14 protein-coding genes, 1 tRNA gene and 1 pseudogene are annotated in these 16,744 nt (G+C 65.3%); 7 read left to right on the forward strand and 9 right to left on the reverse strand.

Going from position 1 to position 16,744, the window contains the following annotated elements; genetic code table 11:
- Positions 1-14 precede the first annotated feature (14 nt).
- The 5 genes from ABNX08_RS16945 to ABNX08_RS16965 all read right to left on the reverse strand — a co-directional run bounded on the left by ABNX08_RS16945 (position 15) and on the right by ABNX08_RS16965 (position 5,027).
- Entirely contained in the window at positions 15-563 is a 549-nt protein-coding gene (locus ABNX08_RS16945; protein ID WP_349608015.1) for a DUF3158 family protein, read from the reverse strand.
- A complete protein-coding gene (locus tag ABNX08_RS16950) occupies positions 560-1,336 on the reverse strand; it encodes a PFL_4669 family integrating conjugative element protein (RefSeq protein WP_349608074.1) in 777 nt (258 codons plus the stop codon). The genes ABNX08_RS16945 and ABNX08_RS16950 overlap by 4 nt, the downstream gene beginning before the upstream one ends.
- 196 nt (positions 1,337-1,532) lie before the next feature.
- Positions 1,533-2,285 (reverse strand): OST-HTH/LOTUS domain-containing protein, encoded by a 753-nt coding sequence (locus ABNX08_RS16955; RefSeq protein ID WP_349608072.1) that lies wholly within the window; start codon positions 2,283-2,285, stop codon positions 1,533-1,535.
- Between the two features lie 495 nt (positions 2,286-2,780).
- On the reverse strand, positions 2,781-3,341 hold the full coding sequence (locus ABNX08_RS16960; protein ID WP_349608013.1) for a DUF2857 domain-containing protein: 561 nt from the start codon (positions 3,339-3,341) through the stop codon (positions 2,781-2,783).
- A gap of 15 nt (positions 3,342-3,356) precedes the next feature.
- The gene (locus tag ABNX08_RS16965) at positions 3,357-5,027 is read right to left on the reverse strand and encodes a ParB family protein (RefSeq protein WP_374063683.1); all 1,671 of its coding nucleotides are present in this window, start codon (positions 5,025-5,027) and stop codon (positions 3,357-3,359) included.
- A 414-nt stretch (positions 5,028-5,441) separates the two neighbouring features.
- Between ABNX08_RS16965 and ABNX08_RS16970 the strand changes: the two are divergent.
- Positions 5,442-6,429: pseudogene (locus ABNX08_RS16970) on the forward strand (IS630 family transposase).
- A gap of 424 nt (positions 6,430-6,853) precedes the next feature.
- On the opposite strand, the gene ABNX08_RS16975 reads toward ABNX08_RS16970, so the two are convergent.
- A complete protein-coding gene (locus ABNX08_RS16975) occupies positions 6,854-7,159 on the reverse strand; it encodes a hypothetical protein (RefSeq protein ID WP_022536287.1) in 306 nt (101 codons plus the stop codon).
- A gap of 227 nt (positions 7,160-7,386) precedes the next feature.
- On the opposite strand from ABNX08_RS16975, the gene ABNX08_RS16980 reads away from it, so the two are divergent.
- From ABNX08_RS16980 to trmB, 3 genes are all read left to right on the forward strand, one after another.
- Positions 7,387-8,247: a transglutaminase family protein gene (locus tag ABNX08_RS16980; protein WP_022536288.1), complete on the forward strand. Its 861-nt coding sequence runs from the start codon at positions 7,387-7,389 to the stop codon at positions 8,245-8,247.
- A 98-nt stretch (positions 8,248-8,345) separates the two neighbouring features.
- A tRNA-Gly gene (locus ABNX08_RS16985) sits at positions 8,346-8,420 on the forward strand.
- A gap of 66 nt (positions 8,421-8,486) precedes the next feature.
- Positions 8,487-9,275, forward strand: coding sequence for a tRNA (guanosine(46)-N7)-methyltransferase TrmB (trmB, locus tag ABNX08_RS16990; protein WP_349608008.1), 789 nt, complete (start codon positions 8,487-8,489; stop codon positions 9,273-9,275).
- Positions 9,276-9,346: 71 nt separating this feature from the next.
- Here the strand turns inward: trmB and ABNX08_RS16995 are convergent, their stop codons facing one another.
- The 3 genes from ABNX08_RS16995 to ABNX08_RS17005 all read right to left on the reverse strand — a co-directional run bounded on the left by ABNX08_RS16995 (position 9,347) and on the right by ABNX08_RS17005 (position 11,229).
- The gene (locus tag ABNX08_RS16995) at positions 9,347-10,228 is read right to left on the reverse strand and encodes an undecaprenyl-diphosphate phosphatase (RefSeq protein WP_022536290.1); all 882 of its coding nucleotides are present in this window, start codon (positions 10,226-10,228) and stop codon (positions 9,347-9,349) included.
- A 79-nt stretch (positions 10,229-10,307) separates the two neighbouring features.
- Positions 10,308-10,868, reverse strand: a complete 561-nt coding sequence (locus tag ABNX08_RS17000; RefSeq protein ID WP_349608006.1) for a DUF1439 domain-containing protein — start codon at positions 10,866-10,868, stop codon at positions 10,308-10,310.
- 55 nt (positions 10,869-10,923) lie between these two features.
- Positions 10,924-11,229, reverse strand: a complete 306-nt coding sequence (locus ABNX08_RS17005; RefSeq protein ID WP_022536292.1) for a YkgJ family cysteine cluster protein — start codon at positions 11,227-11,229, stop codon at positions 10,924-10,926.
- Between the two features lie 264 nt (positions 11,230-11,493).
- Between ABNX08_RS17005 and ABNX08_RS17010 the strand changes: the two genes are divergently transcribed.
- From ABNX08_RS17010 to ABNX08_RS17020, 3 genes are read left to right on the forward strand one after another with little or no spacing between them, the layout of a single operon-like run.
- A complete protein-coding gene (locus ABNX08_RS17010) occupies positions 11,494-12,291 on the forward strand; it encodes a TetR/AcrR family transcriptional regulator (RefSeq protein WP_374063617.1) in 798 nt (265 codons plus the stop codon).
- Positions 12,288-13,406 carry an efflux RND transporter periplasmic adaptor subunit gene (locus ABNX08_RS17015; RefSeq protein WP_349608002.1) on the forward strand — a complete coding sequence of 373 codons (1,119 nt, stop codon included), beginning with the start codon at positions 12,288-12,290 and terminating at the stop codon, positions 13,404-13,406. Before ABNX08_RS17010 ends, ABNX08_RS17015 begins: the two co-directional genes overlap by 4 nt.
- A gap of 7 nt (positions 13,407-13,413) precedes the next feature.
- Positions 13,414-16,662, forward strand: a complete 3,249-nt coding sequence (locus ABNX08_RS17020; RefSeq protein ID WP_349608001.1) for an efflux RND transporter permease subunit — start codon at positions 13,414-13,416, stop codon at positions 16,660-16,662.
- Positions 16,663-16,744: the final 82 nt, after the last annotated feature.

Genomic DNA, 16,744 nt, shown 5'->3' on the forward strand with positions numbered 1-16,744 from the left:
GACGAAGTGTGTGCTCATGGTGAATCCTTGGGAATGATGGCAGTGGACGCGGCATGGCCATGGATACGCCGCAGGTGAATCGCCTCGGCCTGGGCCATCTTGTTGGCGCATTCCAGGGCGTGGCGGGCGATGCTGTGGGTCAGGCTGATCTGCATGTTCAGCGCGATGCGCTGCAGCTCCATCGCATACAGGTCGTCGATCAGCGAGGCCGGTATTGCGGGACGGTCGAGCAGCGATTCCCACAAGGCCACGCCCATGGATGAGCGGTCGAGATTGCGCCAGCGCAGGAAGGTCGTCCCTGCGCCAGTGGTTTGCTGGGCCAGTTGCACGTCGAGCAGTCTGAAGGGGTAGGCCCGCGCCTGGGGCAGCACGCGCCGCTGTGCCAGGACAATCAAGCTGTCGCGCAGCGCCAGGCACTGGCTGGCCCAGGCCTCCAGGCTCCCCTTACCTTTAAAAGGTTGTAAAAGGCCTTTTAGGTAGCCCGCGTGTTCCAGTCGCTGGAAGTCCGCCTGTTCCAGCGCCGTGAAGCGAGTCGGCTGGACGGGAATAGTAGGTGCCGTCATTCCGTCGCATCCTCGTCGCGTGCCACGGTGCTGGCTGCGCCATCAATGGAGGTGGAAATCGGGCCCGCCGCCGTTGGCGCAGCCGAGGATTCGGAGCGACCGTCCCGACGCGCGATGGGTGGCGCAAAGCGCGAGCGGTGCGTGCCTTCGAGCACGTCCTGCGGCAGCTCGCCGAACTTCTCCACCGCCGCACGCGCCGCCTCGTTCTTCGCCGCGAAGTCATCGCGCGTCGTGCCGGAGTAGCGATACTGCTGTGCTAGCGAAAATAGGCTGCGCAGTGCGTGCGCGCCATCGTTGAGCCAGCGCTCCAACGTGCTGCGATCGATCAGCGCCGTGTGGTGGGCGAGGATCAGCTTGCGCGCGAGGTCATCGTAGTCGGCCAGCAAGTAGACGGCGGCGAAGCCGAGCTGGGCGTTGACGAACAGCGGGAGTTTCACCGGTTGCACGTTCAGGTTCTCACCCAGGCTGAGCGCCGGAGGCACGCCGGCCAGCGCCTGGTCCACCTGTTCACGCAGCGTCTGCAGATGCGTCTTGGTGTCGGCCAGTTTGTCCTCGATGCGCAGCATCCACCAGTCCGAGTAGGGATCGTCCTGCTCGGCGCCGCGCTTCATCTTGCTCATCACGCTGATGTAGCCATTGAGGCCGATGATGCCGGGACGCCCCTCGGCGGCAGCGCGGCCACGCCAGATGCGGGACGCGTGGTGTGTGTGCAGCGTCAGCGACATCGCGCTGCGCAGCGATCCGAGATTCAGTTGCAGGGATTCATTGGCCATTGGACGACTCGAGAAGAAGGAAAGAGTCGCCAGCATCGGCGTCGACCGGAAGGCCGTCAGTCAACAAACCGCAGCCCGCACTTGCCCGCTTTGTTCGACGCGGAAGGCCGGGCGTGCCAGTTATCTCCTGGGGATAGCACGGCAGTGTTCGGCCAGTTCATGGAGCGCTCGCACAGCGCCATGCGCGCAGTGGGCGCTATACCTCTCGTGCTCTGTACCAGGCGGCCCGCTGTCCATCCACGTCTCGATAGCGAAGCTCGAACAGCCGACACTCATGTACCACCTGGCGCCAACTGCTGCATCCGTACTTGGCGGGCAGTTGCTCGGGATGCCGTTCGGAGATCCACCGTCCGGCCGCGGCAATGGGCGTCCATCCATCGACGGCCAGTTCCCCGGCGGCCTCGCGCAAAACGCGAACGATGCCGGCTACCGGCCAATCTACCGTGCCGTCCGGTGCAATGCCGTTGACCACCAGATCGTGAAACACATCCGACTGGGCGAACTCCGCCGCCAGGCGCCGTACCTGATCCATGTGCTCAGCCCAGCCGCGCAGTTGCTCGAAGTGCTGATCGACGCGCGTATAGGCGGCGGTGAGTGCATCGTGTGCTGCGCGGCATCCGTCCGCCGTCCAAAGGTCGTGCAGGTCGATGAAGTGGTGTACCAGGGTATTGCGCAACGACACCAGCTCCTTGAGGTCCGCCTGCGCCTTGGCGTAGTTCTCGGCGGACAGGCTCAGTTGGACCCGCGTGCGAAAGGAAATCGCGTCGCCAGGCAGGTCCGCGTCGGGCTTGGTGTCGTCACCGCCCTCCGTGACGACATACGATCCGAACAGTTGGCCCACCAGCGTGCCCAGGGTCTTGGTCGCCGTGTCCTCGATGCGCGCCACGCGAATCGCCTCCAGCGAATGCGCCGGCCCGGAGATGTCGTGGTGTGCCACAATGGCTTTCATCAGGCGTTCGTACTGCTGAAGGCGCAGCAGGCAGCGGCCCAGCATGCGCTGAACCTCTCTCTGCACCGGTTGCACGTCGTCGGTGGATGGTGTCGTCATGTCGGTGGTCGGCGTGGCGTCGTGCGCCTCGGGTTCTTTCTTATTCTCAGGCGACAGTTTCGGCCGTGGTGCGATAGGAGCAATCGAATGCGGAGGAAGGACGTCGCTCCACCTATCCCCTGGGGATAGCGCCCCTCACGAATCATGCAGGGAGGCTCGGAGCTGCGCCATGTATGCGCGTGCGGCGCCTCGCGGCCGGCACCATTCGTGCGATAGGCGGTGACGGCGGCGTGGGTGCTGTGGGGCGCTGCTGCGGCGGCGCCGATTCTCCTTCACCGGCCCAGGTCTTGAACTTTCCGCGAATTGCCTTCTGGAGGATGCCAAAAAAGTAGCCGGCCGGGTTGCGCACCTTGCTGCCGCGGCACCGCGCCGTGGTGCGCCGCCCGTCGCCATGCTCTACACCAGCCCCTCGTCGATCCAATTCCGTATCGCCGCCCAGACCACCGACATCGGCAACGTCAGGGTCTCGGCCAGGTCCATCGTCAGGCCCAGCATGGCCAGATCGTCGCCCAACGCGATATGACGCTCGCTGACCCCGGCTTTCCAGCGCTTCCACAGGATGGTGCCCTGTGCTTCGTCCAGCACCGGGTGCCGACCCTTACGTTTGGGCAAGCGGAGAATGTCGCGCCGCAATGCGACTTCTTGATGCGTGAGCCCGTAGAAACGGCTTACCATCTCCGTGCTTGCGCCCAGGCGCAGCATGCGATCCACCGTGGCGATTTCCTGCTCCACGTCATGTACCTGGCTCAGCAGCCGCTTCAGCACCTCGCGGTTGACCGAGACCGAACACCACGACACCGTGGCGTTGACCAGCACACTGACCTGCGCCGGATGCTTGAGCGCCTCCAGATCTTCTTCGCCGAAGCCCATCGCCTTGCAGCGACGCAATTGGCCATTGCGCAGATCGTGCAGCGCTTGGGCGATGACAGCCTGGTTGAGCGGATGAGGTGACGACACGGTGGCCTCCCGCCCTCAGGAATCGTGGCCCCGGTCGGCAAACGCCGTACCGTTCTCCAGGTCCAGCAGCCGTCGCGCCAGGCGCAGCAGCCGGAACAACTTCACCACGCCAGTGTCGCTCAGGCGCATGGCCGTTCCGCCTCCGCCGTGCAGCAGCGGCGCCAGGTCGTCAGCCAGTCGCGTACGATCCAGTCCTGTCGCGGCTGGCTGAGCCATGCTCAACGCATGCAACAGCGCCAGCACGGCACGAGCGAAGTCAGGCAAGGCCCTCGCCTGCGCAACGGGCGGAGTCACGCAGACGAAGCCGATGCCATCGTCACTGGGCTCGATCTGCTCGGCGACCGCCGCCTCTTCGGCGACCTCGCGGGCGAACTGTGCGATATGCACCCGAAGCCGGTCCGGCACGTCCAATCCTGGCTCGATATACCAGACATCCGAGACGGGGTAGAGGCCACCGACCTGCGCGGGGATCGCGCGCAAGGCATTGGTCTCACAGTCGGGTAGCCTGTCGCCCAACTGGGCCCCTACTAGGCGTTCGGTGGTCGGCGCCGGGGACACGATGCGCCCCTGCAGGTGCTGCGCATCATGGTCGGCCCGTACTGGCGCGGCGCCTACTTCCCCGGCTTGCCCGCTGTCGGCCGCGGGCGCCATAGCAGTCCGTGTCGAGGGCCTCTCGCCAACGGATCCGGTCGGTACACCGGCCTGCTGTGCAGTAGTTGTCGCCGCCGGAGGTGGCGATGCAGGCCTTGGCGTCGCGGACACGGTAGAGGCTGTTGGCCTCACCGGCAACGGCTCGCTGCTCAGCACGCGCTGCCGGCTTTCGCTGTCGTCGATCTCCAGGCTCAGTGTGTCATAGTCTGTGTCCAGCAACTCAGCCATCTGGCCCGCCAGTTCGTCCTGCACCCGCTGGAACGAGAAGCCATCCGGTTGCGCGTCGAACTGCGAAAGCACATCCTGGAACAGCGAGGCGAAGTCCACGGCGAGGTGACGGCCCAGCGCTCTCCGTTCCCAGGTGTGCTCGCACGCCTTGCGCAGCACTGCGAGCCGCTCCACCTGATGCCGGCCGAGCCCGCCGTACAGCACGGTTGGAATCGCTGGCAGCAGGTAACACACCGCCTCCTGCATGCGGCTGATGCGCGATTGCTGCACCGGATACCCATCGGCCGTCAGGCGCCTGGCGAGCTCGGATTGGGTCAGTGTGCTACCCGTTTCCTGCTCGTAAAATTCGCGCGCTTTCTCGACGCCCAGGGCGCGCTCGATGAAAGTCAATCCGCCGCGCAGCTCGTTTTCCGCCAAGTGGCCCGTCAAGGCGGCGATCTCGCCCCGTTCCGGCCAGGGGCGGAATAGGCAGGACATGCGAAAAAACCGTTCCTGCTTGGTCTCAGCCCACAGCTCGCGAAGAATTGCCAATCGCGTATTGCCACCGTTGCGAATGATGTAATGCACTTCGCTTGGGCGTCGCGTGATCGCCGGTGGCGCATCCAAACCGCGCTCTCGGATGGACGCCTTGATTTCCTCATAAGCCGGATTGCGCTTGACGCGCGGATCGTGGTCATACGGGCGCAACTGGTCCAGCGTCACGATCATTGGTGTGTCGGCAATGGGATCGGTCAAAGCCGTCGCAGAAGGGCCAGCTCGCTGAAATCCGGCGGCGAGGAACTTGTCCGCCTTATTCCGAGGGCTCATCTCAACCACGACTACCCTCCTTCGCCTCGGCATCGAGGGTGCAACGCGCCGCGCGATCGGCACGACGGATCCGAGTAAATTTTGGATATTGATTCAGGGAGATGAATGCCATGGCCGGGGCCATCCACGACAGTTTGGCTATTCGCCCCTGATTCGTTGACACGCTGCCAGATTTCAAAGCACCTCCAGTTTCTCGGGAGCGATTCTGTTACGCTGCGCGGGCGGTGCGCAGCAGTAACATCGACATATGCGGTGTGCGTACTGCGTGAGTAGACCCGCTCTGCGGGCGCTTAGCAAGGACTCATTTTGCAAGAATTGTTGCGCCTGGAGTCTTATTGAGATTTACAAAAAACATGACAAGGGATTCAGTGCTGGCGCGTTTTATCTCTAACGGGTTGATTGGAGATACGGGCCGTGCCGAAGAAGCCATTAGACGATGCAACGGAGAAGCGCTTGCGAGCGGGTCGGATGCCGTTGGCTGGCAAGCGACCAGCCGAGGTGGCATTGGCCGTGGGGGTAGCCCGACAAACGGTGTACACGTGGAAAGCTCTGCTCGATGAAGGCGGAATTGATGCGCTATGGGCTGTGCCAGGTCGAGGCCGCCCAGCCAAGCTCGAGCCGGAGCAACTGGCCGAATTGCGCGGGGCGTTGCTGCAAAGCCCGACTGCGCATGGCTTTGGTACCGAGCTATGGACACTCAAGCGCGTCGGTTCGCTCATCAAGCGGACGTATGGCGTCGAGTTCAGCCAAACGCAGATCTGGCGCATTCTTGGGGCGTTGGGTTTCAGCGCGCAAAAGCCAGATCGTCGCGCGATCGAGCGAGACGAAGACGCGGTGCGCCACTGGAAGCGCCACACCTGGCCTGCGCTTAAAAAAAAGCCCAGCGCGAAGGCCGATTGATTGTCTTTATCGACGAGACTGGCATCAGCGAGCGGCCCACGCCTGTCAGCACCTGGGCGCCGAAGGGGCAAACACCCATCATCCAGTTTCATTTCAACTGGAGCCATGTGTCGGCGATCGCCGGCCTCAGTCGCACCAACTACCTGTGTACGAAGGCAGCGTCAAGAAAGAACCGGTGGTCGAGTTTCTTAAGGCGCTCAAAGCGCATCTGAAGCAGCCGTTGCTGATCATCTGGGATGGGGCCAGGCCCCATCGCGCCGCAATGGTCCGCGAATATCTGGATTCTCTCGAGGGACATATTCATATGACCTTCCCGCCACCGCAATGCCCCGAGCTCAACCCAGTTGAGTACCTGTGGGCATGGCCCAAGTGTCACGCGATTGCGAACTTCTGCCCCGACAACCTCAATGAGTTGCATACCGTCGCCCGCAACTAGCTCAAAAGCGCGCAACACCGGCCTTCGATCATCGCCGCGTGCTGGGTTCAGGCAACGTTGTGGTGATGTCATGATTTACGGAAAGATCAATAATTGCGGACTCACCACAAGTTTTCGGGTTGATCTGAAAACTCAACACGACTCAGCCTCTAACATCCCAGGCGCGGAGCAGACACCTTGTTTCGCTGGTTCATCGCGTTGTCGATGTACGAAGCTGCCTGCGTTACCGACTGCCATTCCATCAAGCTGATTTGCCCGGCGTGCGCACCGAGAGCGCGGTGCCAGGTGAAGGCGGACGCGCCGCCGGCCGGCGTCAGGCTCTTCTACGCCTGCAACCCAGTCACCGTCAACTGGCGCAAGGCGAAGTGGGAATCGGTGCCGAAGAACCGGGATGGCGAAACCTATGCCGCAACCCTCGCGCTGCGCGCCGGGGATCGGCTGGCGGCTGGTGAATTTTGCGAACTGAGACGGCCGCATCCGCGCGTGGGCGTCAGCCTTGGTCTGGAGCAGCGCTGCGCCTATCGGCGTCTTGCTGCGCTTCGAACGTCGCGATATCGTCGCGGGCCTTGGCAAGCCCATAGTCCAGCGCCGCCTCCACCGACGGGAACAGCGCCGTGCCCAGATTCAGTTCATAGGAGCACACAGTCGGAAAATTAGGACGCACAGGCGCGCCGTCGGTACGGGCGATGGTGTATCGCACGGCATAGCCCGCGACGTCGGCCGACTCGCCTTCATCGGTTTTCGGCTCTGCCCGGATCGAAACCCGGTGCTGGCCGATGACAACTTCCCTGTGCATGCCTCCCCCTGTACTGGTGGTGACGCGGACGCGGGTGCAATGGCGCCGTCTAGCAGTATAGGTGTCGGGCACGCGCCGCCCCCGCATGCGGCGCCTACCTCACCCGTGGCCCGCACAACGCGGCCGGGGTGCGTGCGGTGGCACTACACTGGAAAAGGCACGCATCACCATTTTCCGAACGGAGGGGCCACTCACCTTCCTCCGACCATGCCAAGGCAGACATTCAGATGAACCGACTCCGGTACGCGGCAAGCCTGTCCTACGAGGTCAGGGACGACATGGTGGACTTCCTGCTCAATATCGAAGTCGCCAGCACACCCCGGCAATCCATCGTTTCGGAGCGGCTGACAATCTCCCCGGAACTCGAGGTTGCCCGCTACACCGATCCCGTGCTGGCCAACCGGCTGCTGAGACTGCGCGCGCCTCAGGGCCGCCTTGCCATCCGCTACGAAGCGATCGTCGACATCGATCACCACCTGGAAGACGGCCACAAGCTGTCAGAGGTGCCCATCACCGAACTGCCGTTCGAGGTATTGCCTTACCTGGCGCCGAGCCGGTATTGCGAATCCGACCGCCTGATGGAATTCGCCAACCGCGAGTTCGGCGGCATGCAGCCGGGCTATGCGCGCGTCTACGCCATCCGCGAGTGGGTGCGCAATCACGTGCGCTTCCTGTCGCGCTCCACCAACGAACGCACCTCCGCGGCCGATACCATCGTGGAGCGCACCGGGGTCTGCCGGGATTTCGCCCACCTGATGATCGCCCTGTGCCGTGCGCTGAGCATCCCGGCGCGCATGTCCAGCAGCCTCGACTATGGCGCGGATGTGCGCATGGGGGCGCCGGATTTCCATGCGGTGGTGGAGATCTACCTGTCGCACCGGTGGTACCTGCTGGATCCTTCGGGGATTTCCATCCCCACGGGCCTGCTTCGCATCGGGACGGGGCGGGATGCGGGGGACATACCGTTTGCCGCCATATTCGGCAAGGTGGAATCCGAGCGTCCGCTGGTGGAGATCGAGCCGCTGACTGACGCGGCGGCCGGGATCGGGATGCCGGTGTTTACGCCGAAGGCGATTTCTACTTGGTAAGCCACTGCCCTTTTAGTGGCTTAGGTTGCACTTATCTTGCCAACTGGCACGCATACCGCTTGCGCCCGCGCCGGAAATCCGCTTAGAATCGCGGGTTCGCGGGCGTCGTATAATGGCCATTACCTTAGCTTCCCAAGCTAAAGACGTGGGTTCGATTCCCATCGCCCGCTCCACCTCCAGTCGAGACAAGCCGCCTTTGCCACCGTTACGGTGATCTGCCCGGCGGCTTTTTTGTTGCCATGCTTCCCCAAGACCCCAGCACCGAACCGACGCCGGCCGACGACGCCGCGCCGGTAGACAGCGCCGGACAAGTGTCCGCTCCCTCCCCTGCCGATCCTGAAGGCGTTGCGCATCCACGCCGGATCCGTTCGTTCGTGCGCCGCGCGGGGCGGACTTCGACGGGGCAGCAGCGTGCCATCGATGAAGTCGGGCCGCGCATGATGGTGCCCTATGCGCCGCAGCCGCTGGACTGGGAGGCGGCGTTCGGCCGCAAGGCGCCGGCGATCCTGGAGATCGGCTTCGGCATGGGCGAGACCACCGCGCATATCGCCGGGCTGCGTCCGCAGGACAACTTCCTCGGCTGCGAGGTGCACGAGCCCGGCGTGGGCGCGCTGCTCAAGCTGATCGACGAGCGCGGTCTCACCAACGTGCGGATCCTCCAGCACGATGCGGTGGAAGTGATCGCCCATATGCTGACCGACGACAGCCTGGACGGCGTCCATATCTATTTCCCCGACCCGTGGCACAAGAAGCGCCACAACAAGCGCCGGCTGGTGCAGCCGCCGCTGGTGAAGCTGCTGGCCGCGCGCCTCAAGCCGGGCGGCTATCTCCACTGCGCCACCGACTGGGAAGAGTACGCGCACCAGATGGTGGAAGTGCTGTCGGGCGAGCCGCTGCTGGAGAACACCTCGGTCACCGCGGACGGTTTTTCAGAGCGGCCGGAGTACCGGCCCGTGACCAAGTTCGAGCGGCGCGGCGTGCGGCTCGGGCACGGTGTGTGGGACGTGGTCTTCCGCAAGCGCGCCTGAGCGATTGCGGCGGACAAACAAAAAGGCGTGGCATCGGCCACGCCTTTTTGTTGCCTGAACGGCCGGTCGAATCAGGCGTGCCAGGTCACCAGGCCCGAGTAGGCCGTCGCCAGCACCACGATGCCGAACGCGATGCGATACCAGGCAAACGGCTTGAAGTCATGCGTGGCGACAAAACGCAGCAGCCAGCGCACGCACAGGAAGGCGGACAGGAAAGCAAAGACGAAGCCCACCGCGAAGATACCGAGATCATCGCCGTTCAGCAGCGAGCGCGCCTTGTACAGCTCATAGACCGTGGCGCCGAAGATCACCGGGATCGCCAGGAAGAACGAGAACTCGGTCGCGACCTTCCGCGACAGCCCGAACAGCATGCCGCCGATGATGGTGGCGCCAGAGCGCGACGTGCCCGGCACCAGCGCAAAGCACTGCGCCAGGCCGACCTTGAGCGAGTCGCGCCAGTTCAGGTCATCGACCGATTCGATGCGCGGGGCGCCGGCCTTGGCGGCTTCCAGCAGCGCGTTGCCTTGCGGGTGCGAAACCGTGCCGCGGCGCGCGTCGCGCCATTCGGCCAGCAAAATGATCACACCGCCGACGATAAAGGCCATTGCCACCGAGATCGGGTTGAACAGGTGGGCCTTGATCCATTTGCCGAAGATAAAGGCCAGCAGGATTGCCGGCACAGAGGCGATCACGACGTTGGCGGCGAAGCGCTGCGCCTGCGGGTCGGAGCCCAGGCCGCGCACGACGTTGCCGATGCGCGCGCGGAACTCCCAGCAGACCGCCAGGATCGCGCCGAACTGGATCACGATCTCGAAGATCTTGCCCTTCTCGTCGTTGAAATCGAGCAACTGGCCCGCCAGGATCAGGTGGCCGGTGCTTGAGATGGGGAGGAACTCGGTAAGTCCTTCGACGATGCCGAGTATCACGGCTTTCAGGGCAAGTGCGATGTCCATGCGGAACGGAGAGAGACGTTGTCATGGGCGTTGCCCGGCATGCGTGCCGGGCCGCCTGTATTGTTGTTAGAGGCCCCGATCAGGGACGGTTGATCTTGACGTTGATGCCGTCAGGCAAAACGGTGATTGTACCGGGCTCCACCTGCGTGCCAGCAACCCGCAACTGGTCGTCGCGGAAGGTATAGAGCGGATAGCCCTGCAGCAACTGCTCGGCCAGGATGCCGCCCAGCGCATTGAGCTGGCGCGAGAACTGCGCGGGCATGCCCTGCACGTCAAAGCGCTGCACTTCGGGATCCTGCAGCACCAGCGAGCGCGTGGGCTCGTCATAGCGCAGGCCGCTGTCCAGCGCGAAGCGCCCGCTCAGGGCACGGGGGAAGAACAGCTTATTGTCGACGGTGGCGTCGAACTGCACGTTGACGCGGTTGCGCGTCGGGTCCAGCGTCAGGCGCGGGTTGGTCAGCTGGATGTCGAACAGCTCCATATAGCGCTTGTTGAACGGGAACTTGCGCTCCAGCGCCGCCTGCAGCTGGCTTTGCGAGAAGGTGTATTCGCTGCGGAACGCGCCGCAGGCGGCCAGCCCCAGCGCCAGTGTGGCCGCGGCCGACGCGGCAAGCCAGCGCCGTCGGGAAGTCCGGATCATCAAATTGCCTCCGATTACAGGATGTCGGGCGTGTGCGCCGGCACGGCGGCGGGCGTCACACGCGCGGACCGGGCCGGGCGGACGTGGCCTGCGGCGCGGTCAGGATTTCGAGTCGGGTCAGCCAGTGCAGCGCGGCTTCGCGCGTGTCGCCGCACATTTCGGCCGACGGCTTCAGGCCGGCACAGAACGCGGGCCGGTCGAGCCTGCCGAACACCGCGCAGCGCATATCTGGCAACAGCTGCACGCAGGGCACGCCGGCCGGCTTGCCGTCGGGCATGCCGGGCAGCGGCGAGGCGATCGACGGGGCAATGCAGCAGGCGCCGCAGCCCGCGCGGCAAGGGTGGTCTGACCGACAACTCATCGCAATGATTCAGGGAACGGCCGCACGAAACGGAAACCGGCGGCGCGCTTGAAGTCACCATTGTGCCCGAAGGGCCCCTGGTGTCCTGTAAGAAAAGGCAAGCGTCGTGCAAGCCAGCGCAAGCCCTCGCCCTTAAGGGCATCAAGCATCACATGTATCACATTCGCCTCCGTGTGTACCCGGAGGCGGCTGCCGGGCGCTTGACCCTCCCATAGCGCTACTCTACATTACTGACCGACAAGTTATTAACAACCATCACCCCCCGTGCCCCGCAGTACCCGCAACACACCCGTGAAAACGCCCGCCGATCCGCACAAAGACGCCGACGCCCCGCGCTGGAGCCGCCGCAAGGCCGCCCGCCCGCAGGAACTGGTGGCCGCCGCGCTCGAACTGTTCGTGGAGCGCGGCTACGCCGCCACGCGCCTGGAAGACGTGGCCGCCGCGGCCGGCGTGTCCAAGGGCACGGTCTACCTGTATTTCGCCAATAAGGAAGAGCTGTTCAAGTCGGTGGTGCGCGAGAACCTGGTGCCAGCACTGGCGCGCGGCACGGACCTGGTCGACAAATATGAAGGCAGCACCCCCGAGCTGCTGCGCGAGCTGCTGCGCGGCTGGTGGGGACTGATCGGTGCCACCACGGTGGCCGGGCTGACCAAGCTGATCATGGCCGAGTCGGGCAATTTCCCGGACATCGCCCGCTTCTACAACGAGGAAGTGATGGTGCCGGGCGACGAGCTGTTCGCCAGGGTGCTGGCCCGCGGGGTGGCCCGCGGCGAATTCCGCGCGATGCCGGCCAACCCCACCACCACGCTGATCTGCGCGCCGCTGGTGTTCCTGATGCTTTGGCAGCGCGCGCTGCGCGCCACCTCGGAAAAGGACATCGATCCGGAAGCCTTCCTCGACAACCTGCTCGATACGCTGCTGTTCGGGCTGACCGCCGGCGAAGCGCGCGATCGCCCGCTTCCGCCACAGAACGGCCCCTATGTCTGGGAACGCATCCGCGACGAAATGCTGGCGCAGCGCGCCGCCGCCGAGCCCGAGTCCGAGCCCAATCCCAGAACATGAAGCGAAAGACCCTGCTGATCACCGCCGCCTGCGCCGTCATCGCACTGAGCGCCACGCTCGCGGTGCGCAAGGCCGGCAGCGCGCGCCAGCCGCAGCCGCAGCCGCCGGCGCAGGCCGCGGTGAACGTGGTGGAATTCCTGCAGACCGACCTGGTCAGCGCCGGCCGCCATGACCTGCAGGTCTCGCTGCCGCTGTCGGGCAGCCTGCGCGCGCTGAACCAGGCCTCGGTCAAGGCCAAGGTCTCCGGCGAGGTGCAGCAGGTGCTGGTGCGCGAAGGCGAGCCCGTGCGCGCCGGCCAGGTGATCGTGCGCATCGACCCGACCGAGTACGAGGCCAGGGTGGCGCAGGCGCGCGGGCAGATGCTGGCCATGCGCGGGCAGTTCCGGAACTCGCACCAGACCTGGGAGCGCAACCGCGAGCTGGTCGGCAAGGGCTTTATCTCGAAGACCGCATTCGACAAGTACCAGTCCGACCTCGACGTGGCCCGCGCCAACCTCGATGCCGCACAGGGCGGCCTGGCCGTGGCGCAGAAGGCGCTGGCCGACACGGTGGTGAAGGCGCCGCTGGACGGCGTGGTGTCCGCGCGCGCGGTGCAGCCGGGCGAGAAGGTGTCGCCGGACACGCGCCTGGTCGACGTGGTGGACCTGCGCGTGCTGGAGCTGGAAGCGCCGATCCCGATGGCGGACGTCGCGCGCGCCGCGGTCGGCCAGCCGGTCGAGCTCGACGTGGAAGGCGCCGGCCGCTTTCCCGGCAAGCTGGTGCGCATCAACCCTGCGGTCAGCCAGGGCACGCGCAGCATCATGGTCTATATCCGCGTGGAGAACAGCGACGCCAGGTTGCGCGCCGGCATGTTCGCGCGTGGCGCGCTGGTGCTGGGCGAGCGCGCCGGCGTGGTGGCGGTGCCGGTGTCGGCGGTGCGCATGGAAGGCGAGCGTGCCTTCGTCTATGCCATCGACAAGGACACGCTGGCCGAACGGCCGGTGCAGCTGGGCATCCGCGACGAGGCCAGCGGACTGGTGGAGATCGTCTCCGGCCTCGATGCCGGCGCTGAGATCGTGCGCAACAACCTGGGCACGCTGCGCAGCGGCAGCCAGGTCAGGCGTGTGAAGGCCTGACGCGGCCATGTGGTTCACCCGCCTGTCCATTCGCAACCCGGTGCTGGCCACCATGATGATGATTGCCTTCATCGTGGTCGGGCTGTTCTCTTACCAGCGGCTGCCGGTCGACCAGTTTCCCGACATCACCTTCCCGGTGGTGGTGGTGCAGACCGAATACCCCGGCGCCGCGCCGGAGTCGGTCGAGTCCGACGTCACGCGCAAAGTCGAGGAGATCGTCAACACCATCTCGGGTATCGACGAGATCTTCTCGCACTCGTACCAGGGCACCTCGGTCGTCGTCATCAAGTTCGACCTCAGCGTCGATGTCGGCCAGGCTGCGCAGGACGTGCGCGACAAGATCGCGCTGATCCGCCCGCAGTTCCGTGACGAGGTCAAGGAGCCGCGCGTGCTGCGCTATGACCCATCCGACGCGCCGATCTTCTACCTGTCGGTGTCCAATGCGCCCGGCGCCAGCCGCAGCCAGCGCGAGCTGACCACGATCGCCGACCAGATCGTGCGCAAGCGGCTGGAGACGGTGCGCGGCGTAGGCGCGATCAATATCGTCGGCGGCACCAAACGCGAGGTCGAGATCCGCATCCGGCCGGCACAGCTGGAGGCGCTGGGCATCGGCGTCGACCAGGTGATGAACGCCATCCGCAGCGAGAACCAGGAGCTGCCCGCTGGCGAGCTGCGTTCCTCGGCGACGGAAACCATGGTGCAGATCAAGGGCCGCGTGCCCACGCCCGACGCCTTCCGCCACATCATCGTCGCGCGCCGCGCCGGCCAGCCGGTCACGCTGGGCGAGATCGCCGACGTGCGCGACGGCCAGGAAGAGCAGGAAAGCCTGGCGCTGCTCGACGGCAAGCGCGCCCTCTTCCTCTCCGTGGTGAAAGCGCAGGGCCAGAACACCGTCGATACCGTCGACGGCCTGGTGCGCATGACCGACGAGGTGCGCAAGCTGGTGCCCGCCGGCGTGCAGCTCAACGTGGTCAACGACACCGCGCGCGGCATCCGCAGCAGCGTGAAGGAAGTGCAATCGACGCTGCTCGAAGGCGCATTCCTGACGGTGGCGATCGTGTTCCTGTTCCTCGGCTCCTGGCGCAGCACGGTGATCACCGGCCTGACGCTGCCGATCGCGCTGATCGGCACCTTCGGCGTGATGTATATGTGTGGCTTCACGCTCAACGTGATCACGCTGATGGCGCTGTCGCTGTGCGTAGGCCTGTTGATCGACGATGCCATCGTGGTGCGCGAGAACATCGTGCGCCACAATCTGATGGGCAAGGACCACCGCACGGCAGCGCTGGACGGCACCAACGAGATCGGGCTGGCAGTGCTGGCCACCACCTTCTCGATCGTGGCGGTGTTCCTGCCGGTGGGCTTCATGGGCGGCATCATCGGGCGCTTCTTCCACCAGTTCGGCATCACCGTGGTGGCGGCCGTGCTGATCTCGATGTTCGTCTCGTTCACGCTGGACCCGATGCTGTCCTCGGTCTGGCACGATCCCGACCTGCACGGTACCGGCAACAAGAAGAGCTGGTACGGACGCACGGTGGGACGTTTGCTTGACTGGTTCTCGGCGCGGATGGACCGCCTCGGCAACGGCTACGCCGCCATGCTGGGCTGGGCGCTGAAGCACCGGCTGGCGACCGCGCTGATCGCGCTGGTGACCTTCTTCGGCAGCTTTGCTCTGGTACCGCTGATCGGCACGGAATTCGTGCCCAATGCGGATCTTGGCGAGACCCAGGTCGGCTTCACTACGCCGGTGGGCACGTCCATCGAAGTCACCGAGTCCAAGGTGCGGCAGGTGGAAGCGGCGCTGAAATCCTTCCCGGAAGTCGCCTACACCTACGCCACCATCAATTCGGGCAACGCCTCGGGCCGCAACAACGCGCTGGTGTCGGTGCGGCTGACCGAGCGGCGCGCGCGCAAGCTGACCACCGCGCAACTCAACCCGCTGATCCGCGAGCGGCTGGCGAGCATCGCCGGCATCACGCTGACCATGGTCGGCATGCCCGACGGCGCCGGCGGCCAGAAGGCGATCCAGGTATCGATCCAGGGCGACGACCTGGACGAACTGCGCCGGCTGTCGCAGGAGGCCAGCCGCCGCATGCGGGCGATCCAGGGACTGGCCGACCTGGATTCGAGCATGAAGGATGACCGCCCCACCATCGAGGTCCGCATCCGGCGCGAACTGGCCTCGGACCTGGGCGTCGGCGTGGCGCAGATCGGCAACGCACTGCGCCCGCTGCTGGCCGGCGACGCCATCAGCTCGTGGCGCGCACCGAACGACGAGAACTACGACGTACGCGTGCGCCTGCCCAAGGACGCGCGCACCGGCATGGCCGATCTGAACGGGCTGATGATCGCCAGCAGCCAGACCAACGGCGACGGCTCGCCGAAGATGGTGCCGCTGCGCCAGATCGCCGAGCTGGTGCCCACCACCGGCGCCAACCAGATCAGCCGGCGCGACCTGAACCGCGAGGTCGAACTGACCGCCAACGTCGCAGGGCGCTCGGCCGGCGAGGTGGCGCGCGACGTCAAGAGCACGCTCGACGGCATGACCTGGCCGGCCGGCTACAAGTACCGTTTCGGCGGCTCGACCAAGTCGATGAACGAGTCCTTCGGCTACGCCGTGTCGGCGCTGGCGCTGGCGGTGATCTTTATCTACATGATCCTGGCCTCGCAGTTCGCCAGCTTCTTCCAGCCGGTCGCCATCATGACCTCGCTGCCACTGACGCTGGTGGGGGTGTTCGCGGCGCTGCTGCTGTTCCGCTCGACGCTGAATATGTTCTCGATCATCGGCTTCATCATGCTGATGGGGCTGGTGACCAAGAACGCGATCCTGCTGGTGGACTTTGCCAACCAGGCCCGGCACGGCCATGTGGACGGCGCCGACGGCCGGCAGCCGCTGTCGCGGGAAGCGGCCCTGGTGGAGGCGGCGCGCGTGCGGCTGCGCCCGATCCTGATGACCACGCTGGCGATGATCTTCGGCATGGTGCCGCTGGCCTTCAGCCTGGGCGAAGGCGCCGAGCAGCGCGCGCCGATGGGCCAGACCGTGATCGGCGGGATCGTCACCTCGTCGATCCTGACGCTGGTGGTGGTGCCGGTGATCTATACGTATCTGGACGACCTGGCGGCGTGGTTGCGGCGGCTGTGGTTCGGCAAGGCCGCCGTGCAGCCCGCGGCGCACCCCTCAGGACATCCGCAGGCAAGCTCCGGCCAGCCCGCGGCCCCGGAACTGCCGGCGCCCAGGGAGGCCAGCGCGGAATGAGCCTGGCGGCGTCCGCAAGGTTAAAATAAAGGGTTTGATAAGACTGTCCGGCCGTGGGCACCGCGCGGCCGGCGCACAGAAC

It is taken from the genome of Cupriavidus sp. DF5525 (genome assembly GCF_040149425.2).
GTDB classification, from domain to species: Bacteria; Pseudomonadota; Gammaproteobacteria; order Burkholderiales; family Burkholderiaceae; genus Cupriavidus; species Cupriavidus pickettii_A.

What these genes read in the sequence shown, in the direction of transcription:
- ABNX08_RS16980 (WP_022536288.1), top strand. Translation starts at nt 7,387, where the DNA reads ATGAACCGACTCCGGTACGCGGCAAGCCTGTCCTACGAGGTCAGGGAC.
- ABNX08_RS16950 (WP_349608074.1), bottom strand. Translation starts at nt 1,336, where the DNA reads ATGGCCAATGAATCCCTGCAACTGAATCTCGGATCGCTGCGCAGCGCG.
- ABNX08_RS17000 (WP_349608006.1), bottom strand. Translation starts at nt 10,868, where the DNA reads ATGATCCGGACTTCCCGACGGCGCTGGCTTGCCGCGTCGGCCGCGGCC.
- ABNX08_RS17015 (WP_349608002.1), top strand. Translation starts at nt 12,288, where the DNA reads ATGAAGCGAAAGACCCTGCTGATCACCGCCGCCTGCGCCGTCATCGCA.
- ABNX08_RS16955 (WP_349608072.1), bottom strand. Translation starts at nt 2,285, where the DNA reads ATGAAAGCCATTGTGGCACACCACGACATCTCCGGGCCGGCGCATTCG.
- ABNX08_RS16965 (WP_374063683.1), bottom strand. Translation starts at nt 5,027, where the DNA reads ATGAGCCCTCGGAATAAGGCGGACAAGTTCCTCGCCGCCGGATTTCAG.
- ABNX08_RS16995 (WP_022536290.1), bottom strand. Translation starts at nt 10,228, where the DNA reads ATGGACATCGCACTTGCCCTGAAAGCCGTGATACTCGGCATCGTCGAA.
- ABNX08_RS17005 (WP_022536292.1), bottom strand. Translation starts at nt 11,229, where the DNA reads ATGAGTTGTCGGTCAGACCACCCTTGCCGCGCGGGCTGCGGCGCCTGC.
- ABNX08_RS16945 (WP_349608015.1), bottom strand. Translation starts at nt 563, where the DNA reads ATGACGGCACCTACTATTCCCGTCCAGCCGACTCGCTTCACGGCGCTG.
- trmB (WP_349608008.1), top strand. Translation starts at nt 8,487, where the DNA reads ATGCTTCCCCAAGACCCCAGCACCGAACCGACGCCGGCCGACGACGCC.
- ABNX08_RS16975 (WP_022536287.1), bottom strand. Translation starts at nt 7,159, where the DNA reads ATGCACAGGGAAGTTGTCATCGGCCAGCACCGGGTTTCGATCCGGGCA.
- ABNX08_RS17020 (WP_349608001.1), top strand. Translation starts at nt 13,414, where the DNA reads ATGTGGTTCACCCGCCTGTCCATTCGCAACCCGGTGCTGGCCACCATG.